Genomic DNA, 23,240 nt, shown 5'->3' with positions numbered 1-23,240 from the left:
AATATTGATTTTCCCATGATTTACTGCCTGAAAATGACGTTTTTAAATTTCTCATCTATCTACAGATATAAATTTGTTTATATAAGTAGAATTTATGTAATGTGATTTTGTTGATACTAACTTTCTATACTTTTTCTATTGCTAAAGCAACTTATTCTCGTTAGTGTAATCTGAAGATAAATAAAAATTACTCGCAATAAGCTAGATATTGCTCCCAGAAAATCACTAATTAGGATTTAGACAATTCTAAGTAATTGGCTGAATTAATCATTTCCTCTTGATTTTTCTCTAGTCAGAGCGAGAAAAAGAGTAGCAGTGTATCAGGGTTGTATCTAGTTGAAAATCAAAATGAATCAATATTCTCATTGCTTCCTTGAAGCTTCTGGCGGTGGTTCTACATTTGTTGATTTACTGCGCTTAAGAAGCTCTACCCAGCCAAACAGAGATGCTTTTACCTTCTTGCTGGATGGGGAAACAGAACAAACAACGCTAACCTATCAAGAATTGGATAGGCGATCGCGTCGAATAGCTGCTCAATTACAAGCATTGGGTTTGACTGGAGAACGCGCCTTACTACTTTATCCAGGCGGACTAGATTTTTTGGTTGCTTTTTTCGGTTGTTTATATGCGGGAGTTGTGGCTGTAACGGCATATCCCCCTAGAAATGAGCGCAACACACCGAGAATAAAAGCTATTTCTATAGATGCACAAGCAGCGATCGCTCTCACTACAACAGAAATCCTGCCTACAGTGCGGTCTTTAATGTCACAAAAGACTGACTTAGAATCCTTGCAGTGGCTAACTACAGATAATCTTGCTCTGGGAATAGAAGATGCTTGGCAAGAACCCTCTATTGCTCGAGATACCTTAGCTTTTCTGCAATACACCTCTGGTTCTACAGGAACACCAAAGGGTGTAATGATTAGTCATGGAAACCTACTGCACAATGCTGACACAACTTACCAATTTATGGAGCATTCTCCAGAAAGTAAGTTCGTGACATGGTTGCCGATGTACCACGATATGGGTCTGATTGGAGGAATATTGCAACCCTTGTATGGAGGTTTTCCTTGCATCATCATGCCTCCAACTTCCTTTCTCCAACGTCCTTATCGTTGGTTACAAGCTATTTCTCACTACAAAGGTACAACCAGTGGTGGCCCGAATTTTGCTTATGAGTTATGTACTCAAAAAATTACTCCTGAACAAAAAGAAACTCTTGACTTGAGTAGTTGGAGCGTAGCATTTAACGGCGCGGAACCGATTCGGGATGACACTTTAGAGCGCTTTGCAGCAGCTTTTGCCGATTGTGGCTTCCGTAAAGAGGCATTCTACCCTTGTTACGGAATGGCTGAAACAACTCTGATGGTTTCTGGTGTCCAGAAGGCAACATCACCGATTATCAAGACAGTCCAAAAGTCTGCACTAGAATCTAATCGGGTAGTTGAATCATCTGTTAAGGATGAGGATGTCTATCATTTCGTCAGTTGTGGTCGAGTTATACCACAACTGGAAGTGGCGATCGCTAATCCCGAAACCCTCAGTAGTTGTAAACCTGATGAAATTGGGGAAATCTGGGTATCTGGGCCGAGTGTTGGTCAAGGTTATTGGAATCGTTATCAAGAGACAGCAGAAACTTTCCATGCTTATCTATCAGACACTGGTGTAGGCCCTTTTCTGCGAACGGGAGATTTAGGTTTTTTGCAGAATAGCGAGCTTTTCATTACAGGTAGAGCCAAAGATTTAATTATTATTCGTGGTCGAAATCTTTACCCACAGGATATAGAATTAACCGCAGAACGCAGTCATCCATCATTAAATTCCGGTGCTAGCGCAGCATTTACAGTCGAGGTTAACAACGAAGAACGGTTGGTAATCGTCCAAGAGTTGAAGTTTCGCGCCAAGCCAAATTTAGAAGAAGTTATATCTGCAATTCGCCAAGCTGTTACTGAAGAACATGAAGTACAAGTTTATGCTGTGGTTTTGATAAAACCAGGTAGTATTCCTAAAACTTCCAGTGGTAAGATTCAACGTCGTGCAACTCGCGCTCAGTTTCAGAATGGTGAACTGAATATTATTGTCAGTAAGATTCTCAAAATTAGCAATATTGTCAGAGAGGAAACTCGATTACAGCGTTCCGAACTTTTGGCGCTTTCCCCAAGGGAACGTCAACGGCTTTTAGAAATCTATCTGATTGAACAAGAAGCCAGAGTACTGGCGATCGCACCAGATGATATCAGTCCTGAAGAACCATTAAGCGCTCTGGGGCTTGATTCTTTAAAAGTATTTGAGTTGAAAAACCGACTTGAGGTTAATTTAGAAGTAGAAGTATCAGTAGCAGACTTCTTTGAAGGGATGAGTACGCAACAGCTAGCTACCAAGATCCTCACTCAACTGACAATAGATCCAGTACCATCAATATCCCTTACCAAACACGATAAAAATCCATCTATTCAGCCTCTATCTTTTGGCCAGCAGGGATTATGGTTTATCAATCAGCTAACTCCCGATAGTCCTACATATAACATTCCTATAGTTATTAGCTTAAAAGGCTGCATTAATTTAGCAGTCTTACAAGATAGTCTTAACGAAATTATTAGACGACACGAAGTATTACGGACGAGCTTTACAGTAGTTGATGGACAACCAGCCCAAGTTATAAATCAAGCGCCACCTTTAGCCTTGGTGGTTGAAGATTTGCGTTCACTATCAGAAAAAGAACGCCCTCAAGAAGCACAACGTTTGGCTACAGAATTTGCACAGCAGCCATTTGATTTATCTGCTCAATCGCTTTTGCGTGCTAAAATTTTGCAATTAAGTGAGAAAAATTATCATTTAATTATCACTCTGCATCATATAATTGCAGATGGTTGGTCTATCGGTATTCTGATCAAAGAACTAGCTGTATTATATGAAGCATTCTCCACAGGCGAACTCCCAGCACTTCCTGAATTACCCATTCAGTATCGAGATTTTGTCAATTGGCAACGAAAATGGCTTGATTTTGAGCGTATTCAATTTTTATTGACTTATTGGAAACAAAAGTTGCAGGGTGAGCTACCTATACTAAACTTACCAACTGATCGTCCGCGTAGAAGCTTTGTTTCTGATCGTCAAACATTCAAAGGCGCTCAAGGGAAATTAGTTCTTTCTCAAACTCTGACAAAAGAGTTAAAGAATTTGAGCCGTCATTCGGGAGTAACTCTGTTTATGACCTTGCTTACAGCCTTCAAAACCTTGCTGTATCGCTACACAGGTCAGACTGATATTGTAGTAGGTTCGCCAATTGCCAGTCGTAACAGAGCAGAAGTTGATTCATTAATTGGATTCTTTGTCAATGTTTTGGTGTTGCGTACAGACCTTTCTGGCGATTTGAGTTTTCAAGAGTTACTAGCGCAGGTAAAATCAACAGCTTTAGAGGCATACATTCATCAAGACTTACCTTTTGAAAAATTAGTAGAAGAAATACAGCCAAATAGAGACTTGAGTTACAATCCACTATTTCAAGTAATGTTCGTTCTCCAGAATGTGCCAATATCAAATCCTAGACTCTCAGATGTCTCTGTTACTTGTCAGGAGGGTTATAACGGGACATCAAAATTTGATTTGACATTATTTATGGAGGATGAAGAGCAAGGGCTGGTTGCAACTTGTGAGTATAAAACAGATTTATTTAATGCAGATACTATCGCTCGGATGCTAGTACATTTCCAGACTTTATTAGAAAGTATAGTTAGCAATCCCAAACAACGGATTTCAGACTTGCAACTCCTGACACCATCTGAAGTACAGCAGTTATTAGTTGAGTGGAATAATACTGAGACAAATTACCTCCAAGATAAATGTATTCATCAACTATTTGAAGCACAGGTAGAGAAAACACCATCTAATATTGCTGTTATTTTTGAGAACCAAAAATTAACCTACCAGGAATTAAACGAGCAAGCAAATCAACTAGCACACTACTTACAAGAACTAGGGGTGCAGCCAGAAGTAATTGTAGGTGTTTGCATGAAGCGCAGCCCAGAAATGCTGATTGCATTGTTGGCTATTTTAAAAGCTGGCGGGGCTTATGTACCACTAGACCCAGCTTATCCCCAGGAACGCTTAAGTTTCATGGTAGAAGACAGTCAGACCAAGGTACTGCTGACTCAAAGCCATCTAGTTGAATTGTTTGCTAAATCGAATGTGCATATTGTCTGCATCGATAGAGATTCACAATTACTTAGCCAACAGAGTAGAGAAAATCTGTTTAGTGAAGTAAAATCCAATAACCTAGCTTATGTCATCTATACTTCTGGTTCTACTGGTGTACCAAAAGGTGTTGCGATCGCTCATGAAAGTTGTGTTGCTTTCTTAACATGGTCAAGAGAAGTTTTTACAGATGATGACCTTGCTGGAGTTTTAGCATCAACCTCTATTTGCTTTGATTTGTCAGTATTTGAACTGTTTGTTCCCCTCAGTTGGGGTGGTAAAGTAATTCTTGTAGAGAATGCTTTACACTTACCCTCATTGGTTGCTGAAGTAAGCTTGGTTAATACAGTCCCAAGCATCATTGCAGAATTACTGCAAGTAGATGGTTTACCTCCTTCAGTCAGGACGGTTAATCTTGCTGGTGAACCACTACAAAATCAACTTGTACAGCAGATTTATCAAAACGATCGTATTCAGAAAATTTTTAATCTTTATGGCCCATCTGAAGATACAACCTATTCCACATTTGCTCAAGTAAATAGAGATAGCAACGTAACTATCGGTCGTCCTATTGCCAATACACAAATTTATTTACTTGATACTAATTTACAACCAGTACCAATCGGTGTCCCAGGAGAAATTTATATTGGTGGTGCTGGTTTAGCTAGAGGCTATTTAAACCGACCAGAGTTAACAAAGGAGCGGTTTATATCTAATCCGCTTAATAATAAATTTGAATCATGGCTATATAAAACTGGAGATTTAGCTCGTTATTTACCAGATGGAAATTTAGAGTATTTGGGGCGAATCGATCATCAGGTTAAAATTAGAGGATTTCGGATTGAGTTAGGTGAAATTGAGAATGCTTTACTAAAACATCCAGCAGTGCAGAAAATTGTAGTTTTGGCACGAGAAGATAAACCACGTGTTCAACAATTGGTGGCTTATATTGTTCTTTTACCAGACCAAAAACTTACAACTAGTGAACTGCGAAGCTATCTCAAAGAACTGTTACCGGAATATATGGTTCCTGGTGTTTTTATCTTCCTAGACACCTTGCCACTTTTGCCTAACGGAAAAGTAAACCGTCGTGCTTTACCTGTACCAGAAGACTTACGTCCAACATTGACGACTACTTATCAAGTACCCCAGTCGGAAATGGAACAGCAGATAGCAAAACTTTGGCAAGAGGTGCTACATCTCGAACGAGTAGGTATTCATGATAATTTCTTTGATCTTGGTGGGCATTCATTACTGATGATTCAGGTTAATCATAAACTGCAAGGAAATTTGCAGCGAAATATATCAGTTGTAGAAATGTTTCAGAACCCGACTATTTACTCACTGGCGCAATATTTAAGTCAACAGCGACAGCTTTCTTTTACAGGAACACGCGATCGCGCAAATAAGCAAATTGAGGCTATCAATCGCAAAAAACAACAATTGAGTAAGCAAGGTAAAAAGATTTATGATTAGCACTATACATAATGATGCTATAGAAGGCATTGCCATTGTTGGGATGGCAGGGCGTTTTCCCGGTGCTAAAAATATTGATGAATTTTGGCAGAATTTGCAATCTGGTGTAGAGTCAATTTCTATCTTCACAAATGAAGAGATAATATCTGACGGTATAGATTCCGTTACACTTAGCGATCGCAATTATGTAAAGTCTAGTGCCATATTAGAAAATATCGATTTATTTGACGCTGCATTTTTTAGTTTTAATGCCAAAGAAGCAGAAGTTACTAACCCCCAAAACCGGATTTTTTTAGAGTGCGCTTGGGAAGCATTAGAAAATGCTGGCTATGATTCCAATCGGTATGATAGTCGGATTGGAGTTTACGCTGGTGCTAGCCTAAATAACTATTATTCATTAGATTTAAACCGCGATCCTATAGGATCGGCGCAATGCTATCAAACATTAATTGGTAATGATAAAGATTTTCTGACTACCCGTGTTTCTTACAAATTAAATCTAACTGGCCCAAGTATTACGATCCAAACAGCTTGTTCTACCTCATTAGTTGCAACAACACTTGCTTGTCAAAGTTTGTTGAATTATCAATGTGATATGGCTTTAGCTGGTGGGGTTTCTATCCACGTACCCCAGAAAACAGGTTATTTGCATGAATCGGGAGGGACACTATCTCCTGATGGTCATTGTCGTGCTTTTGATGCCAAAGCACAGGGAACGACTATTGGTAATGGTGTCGGAGTTGTTGTCCTCAAGCGATTGAGCGATGCTCTCGCAGATGGTGACTGCATCCATGCTGTAATTAGAGGTTCAGCCATCAATAACGATGGTTCTGGTAAAGTTGGCTATACAGCTCCTAGCGTCAATGGTCAAGCAGAGGTGATTGCCGAAGCGATGATGCTGGCGGGAGTTGAGCCTGAGACAATCAACTATATTGAAGCTCATGGTACTGGTACAGCTTTAGGCGATCCGATTGAAATTGCCGCCCTCTCTCAAGCTTTTTGTAGTAGTACCAACAAAAAAGGCTTTTGTGCCGTCGGTTCAGTGAAAACAAACATTGGTCATCTAGATGCAGCTGCTGGGATTGCTGGACTGATTAAAACAGTTTTAGCCCTAAAACACAAGCAGATACCAGCAAGCTTGAATTTTGAGCAGCCAAATCCCCAGATAGATTTTGCCAACAGCCCCTTTTATATCAATGCAAAGTTAGCGGAATGGAAAACAGGAAGTACTCCTCGTCGTGCTGGTGTGAGTTCCTTGGGTATAGGTGGGACTAATGCTCATGTCATTCTAGAAGAAGCTCCTGGAGGGGATCAGGGGAGCAGCACTTCTCTACGAGAGGCTGCGCCAACGGCTACGCTCAGTGACCGAGGGGCAGGGGAGCAGGGTAGAAAGTATCAATTGCTGGTAGTTTCTGCAAAAACTGACTCTGCTTTAGAGACAGCAACTGCAAATTTGGCTAATCACCTGCAACAGCACCCAGAACTTAATCTTGCAGATGTAGCTTATACCCTGCAAGTGGGGCGTGCTGAGTTCAATCATCGTCGCGTGCTGGTGTGTGAAGATATCGAGGATGCAGTCAGCGCCTTACAAGATCCAGAAAGAGTTTTCACCCGCTTAGTTGAAAGTGGCGTTCGCCCCATTGTCTTCATGTTTCCTGGACAGGGCGCTCAATATGTGGACATGGGTAAAGAACTTTATCAAACTGAACCGATTTTTCAACAACAGGTTGATTTATGCTGTCAATTGCTGCAACCTCATCTTGGGTTGGATTTATATTCGCTCATTTATCCCAACGAGTCTGAGTCAAAAGCCGCAGCAGAAAGACTGCAACAAACTGATATTACTCAGCCTGCATTATTTGTCATAGAATATGCTCTGGCTAAATTGTGGATGTCCTGGGGCATTTCTCCCCAAATGATGATTGGTCATAGCATAGGAGAATATGTAGCAGCTTGCCTTGCTGGTGTATTTTCCCTAGAAGATGCTTTGGCAATAGTAGCTATCCGTGGACGACTGATGCAGCAACTTCCAGCAGGTGCTATGCTTTCGGTTTCACAAACAGAGGCAGAGATTAAAACTTTACTAAATGAAAATTTATCTTTAGCCGCCAGCAATGCTCCTTCCTTGTGCGTAGTTTCAGGAACCCATAATGCTGTAGACACGATTCATAAGCAACTTACAGCATTAGGTGTAGAGTGTCGGCGTTTGCATACTTCCCATGCCTTTCATTCTGCGATGATGGAACCTATCATTGAGCCATTCATCAAAGAAGTTAAAAAAGTCAAACTAAACCCGCCGCAGATTCCTTTTATCTCTAACCTCACAGGAACTTGGATAACAGCAGAAGAAGCCACAGATCCCGATTACTGGGCAAGACATTTACGCCAAACAGTGCAGTTTGCAGCAGGTATCTCTGCGTTGCAGCAAGAGGCAAATAGCATCATGCTAGAAGTGGGGCCAGGAAGCAGCTTGTGTACTTTTGTTAAAAAGCATTCAGATTCTCCAGCACTCTGTTCATTACGACATCCTCAAGAAAAACAGTCAGATATAGCATTTTTACTGAACACACTCGGCAAACTCTGGTTATATGGAGTACAGGTAAATTGGTCAGGATTTTACGCCCACGAACACCGTCATCGTCTCCCACTACCAACATATCCCTTTGAGCGGCAGAGTTACTGGATTGAAGACTATAAACAGAGACAGGATAACAGTGCTAAACCTGTGTCATTTGGCAAAAAGCCAGATATTGCCGATTGGTTCTACTTACCTTTGTGGAAACAATCTGTACCTACTGTATTGTTGAACCAGAAGGAATTGGGAACTCAGAAGTCTTGCACTCTTGTATTTCTCGATGAGTGCGGCTTGGCAGAAGAACTAGTAAAACGACTTCAGCTTGATGGTCAGGATGTAATTATAGTGAAGGTGGGGTCAAAGTTTATTAAGTTGAATGAGCGTGCATATAGCCTTAATCCTATACAACGTGATGACTATGATGCCCTGCTCAATGAACTAGTAGCACAAGACAAAACCCCAAAAACGATTGTTCATTTATGGAGTGTAACTTCTGTTGATCGGATTCAATCTGGACTCGCAGGAGTTGATGAAGCCCAAGAAAAAGGTTTTTATAGTCTGCTGTTTTTAGCTCAAGCACTTGGAAAACAGCGAATTACAGATGAGCTTCAAATAACGGTCATTTCCAACAATATACACTCAGTCACTGGAGAAGAAGTGCTATGCCCAGAAAAGGCGACTCTACTAGGAACTGTTAAAATCATTCCTCAAGAATATCCAAATATCAACTGTCGTAGCATTGATGTTGTGATTCCAAAAGAAGTAAGTTGGCAAGAGGAGAAACTTGTAAATCAGCTGGTAAATGAGCTACAAATACAATCCTCCGATATAGTTGTTGCCTACCGTGGTTTTCATCGCTGGGTGCAAACCTTTGAAGCAGTCCGATTGGAAGAAGCAGAGGGAGGAAGATCGCGATTAAGGGAAGGAGGAGTGTATTTAATCACAGGTGGACTTGGAGGCATTGGACTTGCTCTAGCGTCACACCTAGCAAAGGCGGTACAAGCCAAACTAGTTTTGATCGGGCGTTCAGCTTTTCCTGCTAGACAAGAGTGGGAACAATGGCTAGCTACTAACGATCGCCAAGACAATATCAGTCGTAAAATTTTGAAAGTAAAGGAACTTGAAGAACTAGGTGCAGAAGTTTTAGTACTGAACGCTGATGTGGCTAACCTGGAACAGATGCAAGAAGCGATCGCAACAGTTCAGAAACAGTTTGGCCAAATCAATGGTGTTCTTCATTGTGCAGGAATTGCTGATTATGCGGGTGTGATTTCTCGAAGAACGCGAGAGATGACAGAAAATATTATGGCCCCTAAAGTCAAGGGTACATTAGTATTAGATAGCCTTTTGAAAGATGTTAAGTTAGATTTTTTAATTCTTTGTTCATCTCTGAGTTCAATTATTTATAGAAAGAAATTTAGTGAAGTTGGCTATTGTGCTGCCAATGAGTTTCTTGACGCTTTTGCTTATCATAAAACCAATCGAGATAGTACATTCACAGTTTCTATTAACTGGACTGACTGGCAAGATGTTGGGATGTCAGTAGAAGCGGTGAAGCGATTAGCTAACAAACAAGATATCTCTGATGCTAAATCCCTATTAATAGATGCTTTATTACCTTCAGAAGGGATAAAAGTCTTTAAACATATTCTCAACAGTGGAGTTCCTAGAGTTGCAGTATCAACTGAAGATTTGACAATTGTGATTGAGCGCGATCGCAATTTTAATCCCCAAGCTCTTTTGGAATCTTTAGGCAAGGCTAACCAGTCGAAATCGGTACATCAACGACCTCAGTTGAGTAATGCCTATTTTGCTCCGAGAAATAAGACTGAGCAAACAATTGCAGATATTTGGCAAAAACTACTTGGTATTGACTTAGTAGGTATCCACGACAACTTTTTTGAACTCGGTGGCGACTCTCTAGTAGGCGTTCAAGTTATTTCGCAATTAAGTAAAGAATTGCATATAGAAATTCCTGTAGTCAGTCTTTATGAAAGCCCAACAGTCAGTTCTTTGAGCAAAACTTTAAATATGGAACAGGCTGACAAACCTATGGAAGAAAGGAGCGGACGGGGACAAAGACGAAGAGAAAAAAGAATGCAACAGAAGAGCGCTTTATAAAAAAATTAATAAAAGAGGTACTAATGAAAATCGATGAAACATTTTCTAATTTAGCGGGTTTAGATATAGCTATAGTGGGTATGGCAGGTCAGTTTCCAGGTGCAAAAAATATTGATCGGTTTTGGCAAAATTTGCAGGACGGCGTAGAATCAATTTCATTTCTTTCTGAGAGTGATTTAGTATCTTCAAATATCGATCCTGCGTTGTTAAATAATCCTAATTATGTTAAAGCCGGATCAATACTGGAAAACGTAGAGGAGTTTGACGCGTCATTTTTTGGTTTTGAACCTAAAGAAGCTGAAGTTATAGACCCCCAATATCGTCTCTTTTTAGAGTGTGCTTGGGAAGCAATTGAAAACGCTGGCTACGATCCTGAAACCTATAAGGGTTTGATTGGGGTTTACGCTGGGGCAAATATGAACACCTATCTATTAGAAAACCTTTATCCAAACCGCGATACTATAAATCCTGTAGATGGAGCTTTACAACCTCTACATGGCAGTGGTCAAGCTTTCCTAACCACAAGTGTCTCTTACAAATTAAATCTTAAAGGGCCTAGTATTACTATCCAAACCTTCTGTTCTACATCATTGGTTGCAGTTCACTTGGCCTGCCAAAGTTTGTTGAATGAAGAATGTGATATGGCTTTGGCTGGTGGTGTTTCAATTAAAGTTCCACAAAAAGCTGGCTATTTATATCAACAGGGAGGAATGTTGTCTCCCGATGGGCACTGTCGAGCCTTTGATGCTAAAGCACAGGGAACTGTTTTTGGTAGTGGGGCTGGAATTGTCGTATTAAAGAGATTAGAGGATGCTGTTGCTGATGGAGATTGCATTCATGCAGTCATCAAAGGTTCAGCAGTCAATAACGATGGCTCTTTGAAAGTAAATTTCACTGCCCCTAGTGTAGAAGGTCAGGCGGAGGTAATTGTAGAAACCCTGAGAAATGCTGGAGTAGATGCCGAGGATATAACCTATATAGAAACTCATGGAACCGGAACAGCTATGGGTGATCTCATTGAAATCACTGCACTCAAAAAAGCTTTTCACACTACTACTCAAAAGAAGGGTTTCTGTGCGATCGGTTCAGTGAAAACCAATATCGGACATCTAGATGCCGCAGCCGGTGTAACAAGTCTCATCAAGACTACCTTAGCGCTCAAACACAAGCTGCTCCCACCTAGTCTGCACTTTGAAGAAGCCAATCCCCAAATCGATTTTAATAACAGCCCCTTCTACGTCAATACCAAGGTTTCTGAATGGAAGGCACATCGCACACCCCGTCTGACTGGGGTCAATTCGTCGGGTTATGGTGGAACCAATGCCTTTGTCATTCTCGAAGAAGCTCCGCCGATCAAATATTCGGAAGAATCCAGACCCTGGCAATTGTTGGTACTCTCGGCTAAAACCATCTCTGCGCTTGAAATTGCGACTACGAATTTAACTGCGTACTTAAAGCAGCATTCAAATGTTAACCTAGCTAATGTTGCTTACACACTTCAGGTTGGTCGCAGGGCTTTCAACCATCGGCGGATGGTAATCTGCCATGATATTAATGATGTGATCGCTACTTTAGAAACACAAGATCCGAAACGGGTTTTTCAGGTCTACCAAGATCGCCTAGATCCTCCCGTCGTGTTTATGTTTCCAGGGCAAGGAGTACAGTCTGTAAATATGGCGCTGGATCTCTACCAGACAGAGCCAACTTTTCGGAAGCAGGTAGATATCTGCTCAGAGTTTCTCCAACCACATCTAGGGCTTGATCTGCGACATATACTCTACCCCAACACAGAAAGGACTCAAGAAGCCGCGCAACAACTGAAACAGACTGCAATTGCTCAACCAGCGCTCTTTGTTATCGAGTACGCCCTAGCAAAGTTGTGGATGGAGTGGGGAATACATCCCCAGGCTTTGATTGGTGAAAGCCTTGGGGAATATGTCGCTGCGTGTTTGGCAGGAGTATTTTCATTAGAAGATGCTTTAACTCTAGTAGCTGCGCGGGGACAACTCATGCAGCAAGTGCCTGAAGGTGCAATGCTTGCCATTCCACTTTCAGAAAAAGAAGTTCAACCCCTGCTAGGCAAAACACTATCTCTAGCTGAGATTAAGGAATCATCTCTTTGCATAGTTTCAGGTTTCATAGATGCTGTGGAGGTATTACAGAAGCAGCTAGCTTCCCAAGGTGTCGAGTGTATGCGTCTGCATACCTCCCATGCCTTTCATTCTGTGATGATGGATGTCATCTTAGAGCCATTCACAGAGGAAGTTAAAAAAATCAAACTGAATCCTCCCAAAATTCCTTTTGTATCCAATGTTACTGGAGCTTGGATTACAGAAGCGGAGGTGACAGATCCAAACTATTGGGTGAAGCATCTGCGGCAAACAGTTCGCCTTGCTCAGAGTATGCAAGAATTGTTGAAAGAACCAGAGCGCATTTTGCTAGAGGTTGGCCCTGGGCAGACTTTGAGTGCATTCGCCCGTCGTCATTCTGATAAAGAAGCCCAGCAAATTGTATTAACTTCCTTGGGCTATGCACAAGAAAGTCAGTCGGATGTAGGATTCTTGTTAAATACATTGGGTCAGCTATGGCTGGCTGGAGTACAAGTAGATTGGTTAGGATTCTATATCCATGAGCGCCGTCATCGTATACCTTTACCTACTTATCCTTTTGAGCGTCAGCGTTACTGGATTGAACCCAAAATACAGGTAAACGCTCTCAAGACTGGTGAAAATAAATTGCCTGCAACCTCTCTACTAGGCAAAAAGCTGGACATAGCCGACTGGTTTTATGTCCCATCTTGGAAACGCTCTCTGCTGGTTGCCCCTCAACTAAGTCAAAAGTCGGTTTTGTCTTGCACTCTTGTATTTATCGATGAGTGCGGTTTAGGTTCTGAGTTGATAAAACGACTCGAACTTGAGGGTCAAGATGTGATTACCGTGAAGATTGGGTCAGCGTTTACAAAGTTGAGCGATCGCGCATATATCCTTAATCCTCGACAACGTGATGACTATGATGCCTTGTTCAATGAACTTCTAGCACAAAATAAACGCCCAAAAACCATTGTTCATTTATGGAGTATTACACCGCACAGTGACGCAGAATTAAGATTTGAGGAAGTTGACAAAATTCAGGAAAATGGATTTTACAGTCTGCTGTTTTTAGCCCAGGCACTTAGTAAACACCATACTGATGAATGTCAAATCGCGGTTGTCTCCAACGATATGCAGGAAGTTGTCGGAGAAGAGTTGCAGTGTCCAGAGAAGGCGACTTTACTCGGACTCGTTAGGGTGATTGCAGAAGAATACTCAAACATTATCTGTCGTAGTATTGATGTTGTTATTCCCCAATTGGGAGTTAAGAGTGAGCCGAAACTTTTGGAGCAGTTGCTCTGCGAACTACAAGCCCTAAATTCTGAGAAGGTTATTGCTTACCGTGGAAATCATCGTTGGGTACAAACTTTTGAGCCAATTCGATTGGAGAAAGCTGGCCAAGGAATATCAAGGTTAAAAGAAGGAAGCGTTTATCTCATTACAGGTGGATTAGAAGGTATTGGTCTTGTCATAGCCCAACATTTAGCACAGACTGTACAAGCCAAGCTGATCCTGACGGGAGGTTTAGCTTTTCCTTTACCAGAGGAATGGGAACAATGGCTAGCTACTCACGATGAGCAAGATAACACAAGCCTCAAGATTCGGGAAATCCAGAAACTTAAACAACTAGGTGCAGAAGTTTTGGTAGTCAGCGCCGATGTGAGCAATTTTGAGCAGATGCAACAAGCGATCGCATTCGCCCAAGAGCGATTTGGCCAGATCAATGGCGCGATCCACGCAGCCGAGGTTTCTGCTAGCGGCGTGATTTTGCAAAAAACGCCAGAAATGGCAGAAAGTATTCTGGTATCTAAAGTAAAAGGCACATTAATTCTCAATAAAATTCTCAAGGATGTTCCACTAGATTTCTTTGTTTTATGTTCATCAATCACTTCCATTACAAGTAAATTTGGGCAAGTAGATAATGTTGCTGCTAATGCTTTTCTTGACGCTTTTGCTCGTCATAAAACTAATCGAGATGGCACATTTACCGTATCGATTAACTGGGATTCCTGGCAGAAAGAGGTGATTAAGCAATCAACACCAATCTTGGATATTTCCCAATCTAAATTAAAAGAAGTGTCTCACCCTTTATTCGATCAATGTATAGTTGAAGGGAAAGAGCAAGAGATATACATCAGCAAATTTAGCGTCATCAAACACTGGGTTTTAGATGAGCATAGGGCTATGGGTAAGGCGACACTTCCGGGAACAGCTTACTTGGAAATGGCTTTAGCCGCTTTTGAAAATCATGCGAAGAACGGAACCATTGAGATTAGAGAAGTATTTTTCTTAACCCCCTTGGTAATAGAAGATGATGAAGAAAAAGAAGTTCGTACAGTCCTGAAGAAGAAAGGAGAGGGCTTTGAATTTTTGGTCATAAGCCAATCAAACTCAGGGTCAAAGCAATGGATCGATCATGCCAAGGGCGAAATAGCCTGTATAAAATCAGAATCATCACCAAAACAAGAACTCAGAGAAATTGAGGAAAGATGTAATCAAAAGGAAATAATTATTCCAGAAGGAGAGAATAAACTTAAAACAGGATTTGTAGAGTTTGGTGCTAGATGGAACAACTTGAAACAGGCAAAATTAGGAACAGATCGGGGGTTGATTGTTCTAGAACTGCCCGAAGTATTTGCCACTGATATTAATTCATATAAGTTGCATCCTGCTTTATTGGATAATGCCACGGGTTTTCTAAGTGTTGAAAACGAAGGTGTTTACTTACCGTTTTCCTATAAAAGTCTGAAAATAAAAAAATCTTTGCCAAGCAAAGTATATAGCCACATCAGATATATAGAAAATAATCAGTTCAGAGAAAGAACTTTAAAATTTAACATCACGATCATGGACGACCAGGGAAACGAACTGGTTGAGATTGAAGAATTCATCATGAGGAAAGTAGATATTGGTACAAATACTGCTGAAGAGTCTAACGGTAAACCTCGAAAAATTTCTTCCGTTTCTGCAAGCGAAAACTTCTCTTTGGAGATTGCTTCCCCTGGCATCTTAAATACCCTGACTTTCCGACCTAGCACTCGCCAAAAACCAGGTCTGGGTGAGGTAGAAATCGAAGTCTGCGCGGCTAGCCTCAACTTTAAGGAAGTGCTTATAGCGTTGGGGCTGCTTCCTGTTCCACCCAATGTTCGTATCAACTTCGGTAGAGAGTGTTCTGGAAAAATAGTTGCTCTGGGAGAAGGAGTTAAGGGTTTTGAGGTAGGAGATGAAGTGATGGCCTTTGGCGATTCTTGCTTTAACCAATTCACAACAACTTCTGCTTCTTTGGTGGCACTCAAACCAGAACATCTTAGTTTAGAAGAGGCAGCAACAATTCCCGTTGCCTTTATTACGGCTTACTATGCCTTGATAAAATTAGCTAGGCTTCGTCAGGGTGAGCGTGTTCTTATCCATGCTGCTGCCGGTGGTGTTGGGATGGCTGCTGTGCAAATAGCCCAGTGGGCGGGAGCCAAAATCTTCGCCACAGCAGGCAACCCGGAAAAACGAGCATTTCTACATTCTTTGGGTATTGAATATGTTATGGATTCCAGGTCTTTGGCTTTTGCCGATGAAGTGATGAAATATACTGATGGCAAGGGTGTAGACGTAGTTTTGAATTCCCTATCAGGAGAATTCATGACTAAAAGCCTTTCACTTTTAGCACCCTATGGACGCTTTCTAGAACTCGGCAAACGGGATATCCTCAACAATAGCCAATTAGGTCTACGACCTTTTGAGAAATGCTTATCGTTCTTTGCTACAGATGTAGGAAATGATCTCCCTGACTTTATTTCTACGTGGCACGAAGTAGTGCAACACTTTAAAGATGGTAATTTTAATTCCCTACCGCATCAGATATTTCCAATTACAGAAGTAGCTCCCGCCTTTGAATACATGGCTAAAGCCAAACATATCGGTAAGATTGTGGTATCTTGGCAGAATCAGGAAGCTTTGAAAGCGCTGGTGGCTTCAGAAGGCGAAGTTAGTCAAGAAAAAAAAGAAACTGTAGCTTCTTCCGCCCGGTTAGGTTCTCCGTCTACTGTTTTTTCCACAGTTGGTTCTGGTATACAGGACAAACCTGCTATTCTCAAGGAAGGGTTATTACCAAAAGAAAGTGTAGAGGCATTTGACCGCATTCTCGGAAGTACACTTACCCAGGTTCTAGTATCAACCCGTGATTTCTTAAATCGAGTTGAGCCGGATAATGGTTTTAACTCAGAACCTTTCCAAGAAGCCTCACAAAAGTATAATCTCTCTAAACCGACACAATCACAACCTGCGCTCAGTAGTGCCTATATTGCTCCCAGAAATGAGATTGAGCAAAAGCTTGCTGTCATCTGGAAAGAACTTCTTGGGAAAGATTTGGTGGGAATACAAGACAACTTCTTTGAAATCGGTGGCAATTCCCTTCTAATAGTCCAAGTTCGCAGCCAACTGCAACAAGTATTTAATAGTGATATCGCAACGGCTGACTTGTTTGAATATCCGACCATAAGTGCCTTAGCAGAATATTTAAGTCGAAAACAGGCCCAGCAACCTGCCTTTGGGCAAGCATATAACCGTGCTAAGAGGCAACAGGAGGTTATGGAAGAAGAAATGCAACTAATGAAGCAAAGGAGGAGAATACGTGAGTAACCAGTTGAAAGGTGTAGCCATAGTTGGCATGAGTGGTCGTTTTCCAGGAGCCAAAAATGTCGATCAATTGTGGCAGAATCTGTGTAACGGTGTGGAATCAATTTCATTCTTTACTGATAACGAGTTAGTCGCTTCAGGCGTAGATCCAGCTTCGTTGAATGACCCTCAGTACGTCAAAGCGGGGGCTGTGTTACAAGACATTGAGATGTTTGACGCTCCATTCTTTGGCTTTTCGCCTAGAGAAGCTGAAATCATGGACCCGCAACAACGTCTTTTTTTGGAGTGTGCTTGGGAAGCGCTGGAAAATTCTGGTTATGACCCGAAAACAGACAAAAATCTAATTGGTGTTTATGCAGGGGGTAACTTAAGTACCTATTTGCTTAACAATCTGGCTTCACACCCTGAACTCATTAAAGCGCTGGAGTCACAAATTACAATTGCTAATGATAAAGACTTTATATCCACACGAGTTTCTTATAAATTAAATCTAAAAGGGCCAAGTATTAGCGTCGGTACGGCCTGCTCTACGTCATTAGTAGCAGTTCACTTGGCGTGTCGAGGATTGCTAAGTTATCAGTGTGATATGGCACTGGCTGGTGGTATTGCGATACAAATTCCACAAAAACAAGGTTATTTCTATCAAGAAGGTGGTATGGCCTCTCCTGATGGTCACTGTCGGGCTTTTGATGCGAAAGCACAGGGTAGCCCTTTCGGTAAAGGAGCGGGTATTGTCGTGCTGAAAAGATTGGAAGATGCTGTAGCTGATGGGGACTGCATTTATGCGGTTATCAAAGGTTCAGCTATCAATAACGATGGTTCCGAGAAGGTGAGTTACACAGCACCCAGTGTCACAGGCCAAGCAGAAGTGATTGCTGAGGCTCAGGCGATCGCTAACTTTGATTCTGAAACAATCACCTACATTGAAACCCACGGAACTGGTACACCTCTAGGCGATCCAATTGAATTTAGGGCGCTTAACAAGGTGTTTAGTGCCGGAACTAGCAAAAAAAACTTCTGCGCTATTGGTTCAGTCAAGACTAATGTCAGCCACCTGAGTTCAGCATCTGGCGTAACGGGCTTGATCAAAACAGTCCTGGCGCTCAAACACAAGATAATTCCGCCCACCCTGCACTTTGAAGAACCCAATCCTGAGATTGACTTCGCTAACAGCCCCTTTTACATCAATACTCAGCTTCATGAATGGAAAACAAATGGAACTCCTCGCCGGGCTGGGGTTAGTTCTTTTGGCATCGGTGGAACTAATGCTCATGTTGTTTTAGAAGAAGCCCCTGGAGGGGAGCAGGGGAGCAGAGGGGCAGGGGAGCAGGGGGGCAGGGGAGCAGGGGAGCAGGGGAGAAAGTATCAATTGCTGGTAGTTTCTGCAAAAACTGACTCTGCTTTAGAGACAGCAACTAGAAATTTGGTTAATCACCTGCAACAGCATCCAGAACTTAATCTTGCAGATGTGGCTTATACATTGCAAGTCGGGCGACATGGTTTCAGCCATCGGCGGACAGTTGTTTGTCAAGATACTCAAGATGCGATCGCAGCCCTCCAAAATCCCAAACGAGTTCTCACTAGCACTCAGGAAACAAATCAGCGCCCAGTAGTCTTTATGTTTACTGGTTTGGGAACCCATTATGTCAATATGGGTTATGAATTATACCAAGCTGAAACAACTTTCCGCGAACACCTCGATCGCTGTTGCTCGTTGTTTCAACCTCTGTTAGGTCTAAATCTCAAAGAAGTTATTTATCCTACTTCCTGTGCCAAGCAAGAAGCAACACAAGAAAAATCGGGTATAGATTTACGCCAAATGCTTGGACGCGATCGCCAATCACCAGATCCCGCCGCCCAAAAATTAAATCAGACATACCTCACTCAGCCAGCATTGTTTGCCATTGAGTATGCTTTAGCTCAATTATGGATGTCCTGGGGCATTCGTCCAGTAGCAATGATTGGTTACAGCATTGGTGAATATGTGGCCGCAACAATAGCCGGGGTATTGTCTCTAGAAGATGCGATTACTCTTGTTGCCAAAAGAGCGCAAATGATTCAAGAGTTGCCAGGGGGCGCAATGCTGGCGGTTCCTTTGACAGAGGAAGAAGTGCAACCTTTGTTGAATGAAAACCTTTCATTATCAGCAGTCAATGGCTCATTTCAATGTGTACTTGCTGGAACTACACAGGCTGTAGAGGAATTGGCAGGAAAGTTGAGTGCTAAGGGATTAGCCTGTCGGCAATTGCAGACTTCTCATGCTTTTCATTCTTACATGATGGAAGCGATCGCTGACTCTTTCACCGAACTGGTTAAAAATATCAGTCTCAAACCACCGCAAATTCCTTATATATCTAACGTCACCGGAACTTGGATTACACCAGAGCAAGCCACAAATCCCAGCTACTGGACACAGCATCTATGCCAACCCGTGCGCTTTGCTGATGGAATACATCAGTTGTGGACACAACATAGTCCCATTTTATTAGAGGTAGGTCCAGGACAGACCTTAAGTAGTTTAGCTATGCAATGTTTAGATAATGTTTCTGATGATAACAAAGTAATATTATCTTCGCTGCGCTATGCTTATGAGCGGCAGTCTGACGTTGCTTTTATCCTCAACACATTAGGACAACTATGGCTTGAGAGAATCAAGATAGATTGGTCGGGATTTTATGCCGATGAGCGCCGATATCGCCTTCCCTTGCCAACATATCCCTTTGAGCGACAAAAATATTGGATTGAACCGCAAAAATTATTAGCTGCACAAACAAATTTCCAGCCCCAGTTAACAGCATCAGAACTTTGGAAATCTTTGGTAGAAGCTGGTCAAATCCAAGCTAGTGCAGGGTCTGCGGAATTTGACGAGCAAATTTCTCAAGCGAAAAGAGAGTGTTTAGATCGTTTATGTATTGCTTATATTAATCTTACAACAGCACATTTAGGAGCTTTTAGCAATCCTACTAAAAAGTATTCTTTGGAAGAATTATTTGACCAATGTCAGATTATTCCTACCTATAGAGAATTGTTCAGTCGATGGTTAGAAATATTGGTCGAACAGGGTCAGTTACATGAAGAACAAGGGCTATTTACTAACTTTTTACCAATATCAATAGACTTTGTTAATGAGCTTTTGGTAGAAGTCAGAGCCAAATGGGCAGACACACCGCAACAAATAGATTTGCTGCAACTATATGGCGAAAATATGGTATCTCTGCTGACTGGTAAAAAAGAACCATTGGAGTTCCATGTTTCTACCTTATTAAAATCAGGAGAATTTTCAGTCCAAGAATCGCCTGAAAATAAGTACTACAACTCAATCATGCGGGTATGCTTAGAACAGGTGTTAAAATCATTGCCATCTCAAGTTAATCTCAGAATTCTGGAACTTGGTGCTGGAACTGGTACTGGTACCGCAGAGTTATTACCTATATTGCCATCAGAGAAAACAAATTATACCTTCACTGATGTGGGAGGTTTTTTCCTGAATGCAGCTAAGAAGAAATTTAGCGATTATCCATTTGTTGAATACCAATTGCTAGACCTTGAGCGATCGCTACAAGAACAAGGATACTCAAACCACAGCTTTGATGTAATTGTAGCTTTCCAGGTGCTGCACGTTACTCGAAATATTGGAGAAACTCTCGACCGCATTCGCTCTTTACTCGCTCCTGGAGGTTTGCTTCTCTTTTGGGAAACAACTCAACCCAGGTTGGAATTTGAGTTCATTGACGCACTATTGATGAATCCGATAGAGAATCCAGAAAGCGATGGTCTCCGACCGACCGGAGGTCATCGCAATATGTGCAATCCCTTTTTATCCAAAGAGCAGTGGCAACAAGAACTCAAATCTCATGGTTTTGTACAGGTAAAAGCTTTCTCAGAATTCGCACCTTTTACAGACCACATAATTGTCGCTCAAGCTACTACCCAAACAACGCCCAAAGCACCAGCAGCATTTACAGCATTACTTCATGAACAAGAAGAAGTTTCATTTGGCAAAAAGTCCAACATTGCTGACTGGTTCTACATCCCTTCATGGAAACGTTCGCTACCACCACAGTCAAACAGTCAGGTGAAACAAGCCGAACGTTGGTTAGTCTTTGTTGATGATTATGGGTTAGGCGCTCAAATCGTCAAGCGCCTCGAACTTGAAGGTCATGATGTAATTACCATCAAAATTGGGGAGCAATTTGGTAGCAAAAGCGAATCTTCAGAGAAGTACCTGGGCAAGTGTGCATATACAATAGCGCCTCAACAACAAGATGATTACAATACCCTACTCAAAGAACTTCGCGCCCAAGATTTAATACCAAAAAGAATTATTCATCTGTGGAGTGTAACACAGTCAGAATGTGCAGACTTTGATACAGCCCAAACACAAGGATTCCAGAGTTTGTTATTTTTAGCACAGGCGCTAGGAAAACAGAATTTCACTGATGAGTTACAGATTGCAGTTATCTCCAATAATATGCAAGCTGTAACTGGAGTTGAAAATCTCTGCCCAGAAAAAGCAACCCTACTTGGACTTGTTAAAGTCATCCCACAAGAATATTCAAATATTAAATGTCGTAGTATTGATGTTATTATTCCCTTATCAGAAAGTTGGCAAGAAGAGAAATTTGTAGAACAACTACTGACAGAACTTCAAGGCAATTCTTCTGACTCAGTTATTGCTTACCGTGGTTTGGAACGTTGGGTGCAAACCTTTGAGTCTGTCCAATTAGATGCAAACGTCCCGGATACACCCAGGTTAAGAGAAAAAGGAGTCTACTTAATTACTGGTGGACTCGAAGAAATAGGACTTGTAGTAGCCGAACATTTAGCAAAGACAGTACAGGCAAAACTGCTGCTTTTAGAGGCTGAAGGTTTTCCCAACCGTCAGGATTGGCTAGAGTGGCTGAAAACTCACGATCGGCAAGATAACATCAGTGGTAAGATTCTCAAAGTGCAGGAACTAGAAAATCTAGGCGCAGAAGTCTTAATCAGGGGCGTTGATGTAGTAAATTTAGCACAAATGCAAAGTGCGATCGCTCAAGCCCAAGAGCAGTTTGGTCAACTAAACGGAGTGTTTCATACAACCAAGATAGCTCTAGAGAATTCATTTAGTGCTATTACAGAGATAAACCCAACGCAGTGCGAACAGCAACTTCAAGCAAAGAAACAAGGACTTTTAGTATTAGAAAAGGTTTTACAGTCCCAAAAGCTTGATTTTTGTCTATTAATGTCTTCATTAACCTCAGTTTTAGGAGGATTAGGCTCTGTTACCTATTCAGCAACAAGTCTTTTAATGGACGCTTTTGCTTACCAGCATAATCAGACAAATCCTGTTCCTTGGATGAGTATTAATTGGGATGCCTGGCGATTTGGAGGAGGAAATTCACAAATAACTACTGGTACAAGTTTAGCTGAATTCGCCATCGAACCTTTAGAAGGTATTAATGCCCTTGAACAGATTCTTTTGTGGAGTCAATATCATCAAATAGTTGTCTCAACTGGTAATTTACAATCTAGAATTGACCAATGGATTAGATTAAAGCCTTTACAACAAAAAACTACTGCCCAAACAGTTAATTTATCTTCTCGTCACTCTAGACCGAACTTAAAAAATATTTATGTTGCTCCTAGTAATGATGTAGAACAAAAATTAGTTGAAGTTTTTCAAGAGTTACTAGGTATTGAACCAGTAGGTATTCATGACAGCTTTTTTGCACTAGGGGGAGACTCCCTAACGGGAACTGTACTCATTTCTCAACTTCGCAAAAACTTTCAAATAGAACTACCTGTTCGTTCTCTTTTTGAAGCCCCCACCATCGATGAATTAGCTTTGGTGATTGAAGAAATTCTCATAGAAGAGTTAGAACAATTATCTGGAAATGAAACAAGTGGGGATATCAAAAAAACTCTTGATGTGCAATTTTCAAACTAGTAGTCTGTCAAGAACTAATTGACGGATAAATTCCCTGTAGAGACAGCGATTTATCGCGTCTCTCTGACCGTCTTAGTCACTATAGGATAAATCGATGAGAACATCAAAAAATAACTCTCACTAATGTTAAGTCAATACTGTTCGGTTAAGACAAGAGACGCGATGAATCGCCGTCTCTACAATAATCAGTCTTTCGTCTTGACGGCGATTTATCGCATCTTTGGTG

The 23,240-nt window shown here is 41.5% G+C and carries 4 protein-coding genes; all 4 read left to right on the top strand.

The window, feature by feature from the left end; all coding sequences use genetic code 11:
• The first annotated feature begins 348 nt into the window (after window positions 1-348).
• The 4 genes from V7K61_RS17690 to V7K61_RS17675 are packed head-to-tail and all read left to right on the top strand — an operon-like array spanning window position 349 to window position 23,014.
• The gene (locus V7K61_RS17690; protein WP_335055097.1) at window positions 349-5,670 is read left to right on the top strand and encodes an amino acid adenylation domain-containing protein; all 5,322 of its coding nucleotides are present in this window, start codon (window positions 349-351) and stop codon (window positions 5,668-5,670) included.
• Window positions 5,663-10,366 (top strand): type I polyketide synthase, encoded by a 4,704-nt coding sequence (locus tag V7K61_RS17685; RefSeq protein WP_335055095.1) that lies wholly within the window; start codon window positions 5,663-5,665, stop codon window positions 10,364-10,366. Before V7K61_RS17690 ends, V7K61_RS17685 begins: the two co-directional genes overlap by 8 nt.
• A 23-nt stretch (window positions 10,367-10,389) precedes the next feature.
• The gene (locus tag V7K61_RS17680; RefSeq protein ID WP_335055093.1) at window positions 10,390-17,088 is read left to right on the top strand and encodes a beta-ketoacyl synthase N-terminal-like domain-containing protein; all 6,699 of its coding nucleotides are present in this window, start codon (window positions 10,390-10,392) and stop codon (window positions 17,086-17,088) included.
• Entirely contained in the window at window positions 17,081-23,014 is a 5,934-nt protein-coding gene (locus tag V7K61_RS17675; RefSeq protein WP_335055091.1) for a beta-ketoacyl synthase N-terminal-like domain-containing protein, read from the top strand. The genes V7K61_RS17680 and V7K61_RS17675 overlap by 8 nt, the downstream gene beginning before the upstream one ends.
• Window positions 23,015-23,240: the final 226 nt, after the last annotated feature.

It is taken from the genome of Nostoc sp. (genome assembly GCF_036918015.1).
In the GTDB taxonomy this organism is placed as follows: Bacteria; Cyanobacteriota; Cyanobacteriia; order Cyanobacteriales; family Nostocaceae; genus Nostoc.
Note: the sequence above shows the minus strand (reverse complement) of the source record. Positions and strands in the feature narration are given on the sequence as shown.

What these genes read in the sequence shown, in the direction of transcription:
- V7K61_RS17690 (WP_335055097.1), top strand. Translation starts at nt 349, where the DNA reads ATGAATCAATATTCTCATTGCTTCCTTGAAGCTTCTGGCGGTGGTTCT.
- V7K61_RS17685 (WP_335055095.1), top strand. Translation starts at nt 5,663, where the DNA reads ATGATTAGCACTATACATAATGATGCTATAGAAGGCATTGCCATTGTT.
- V7K61_RS17680 (WP_335055093.1), top strand. Translation starts at nt 10,390, where the DNA reads ATGAAAATCGATGAAACATTTTCTAATTTAGCGGGTTTAGATATAGCT.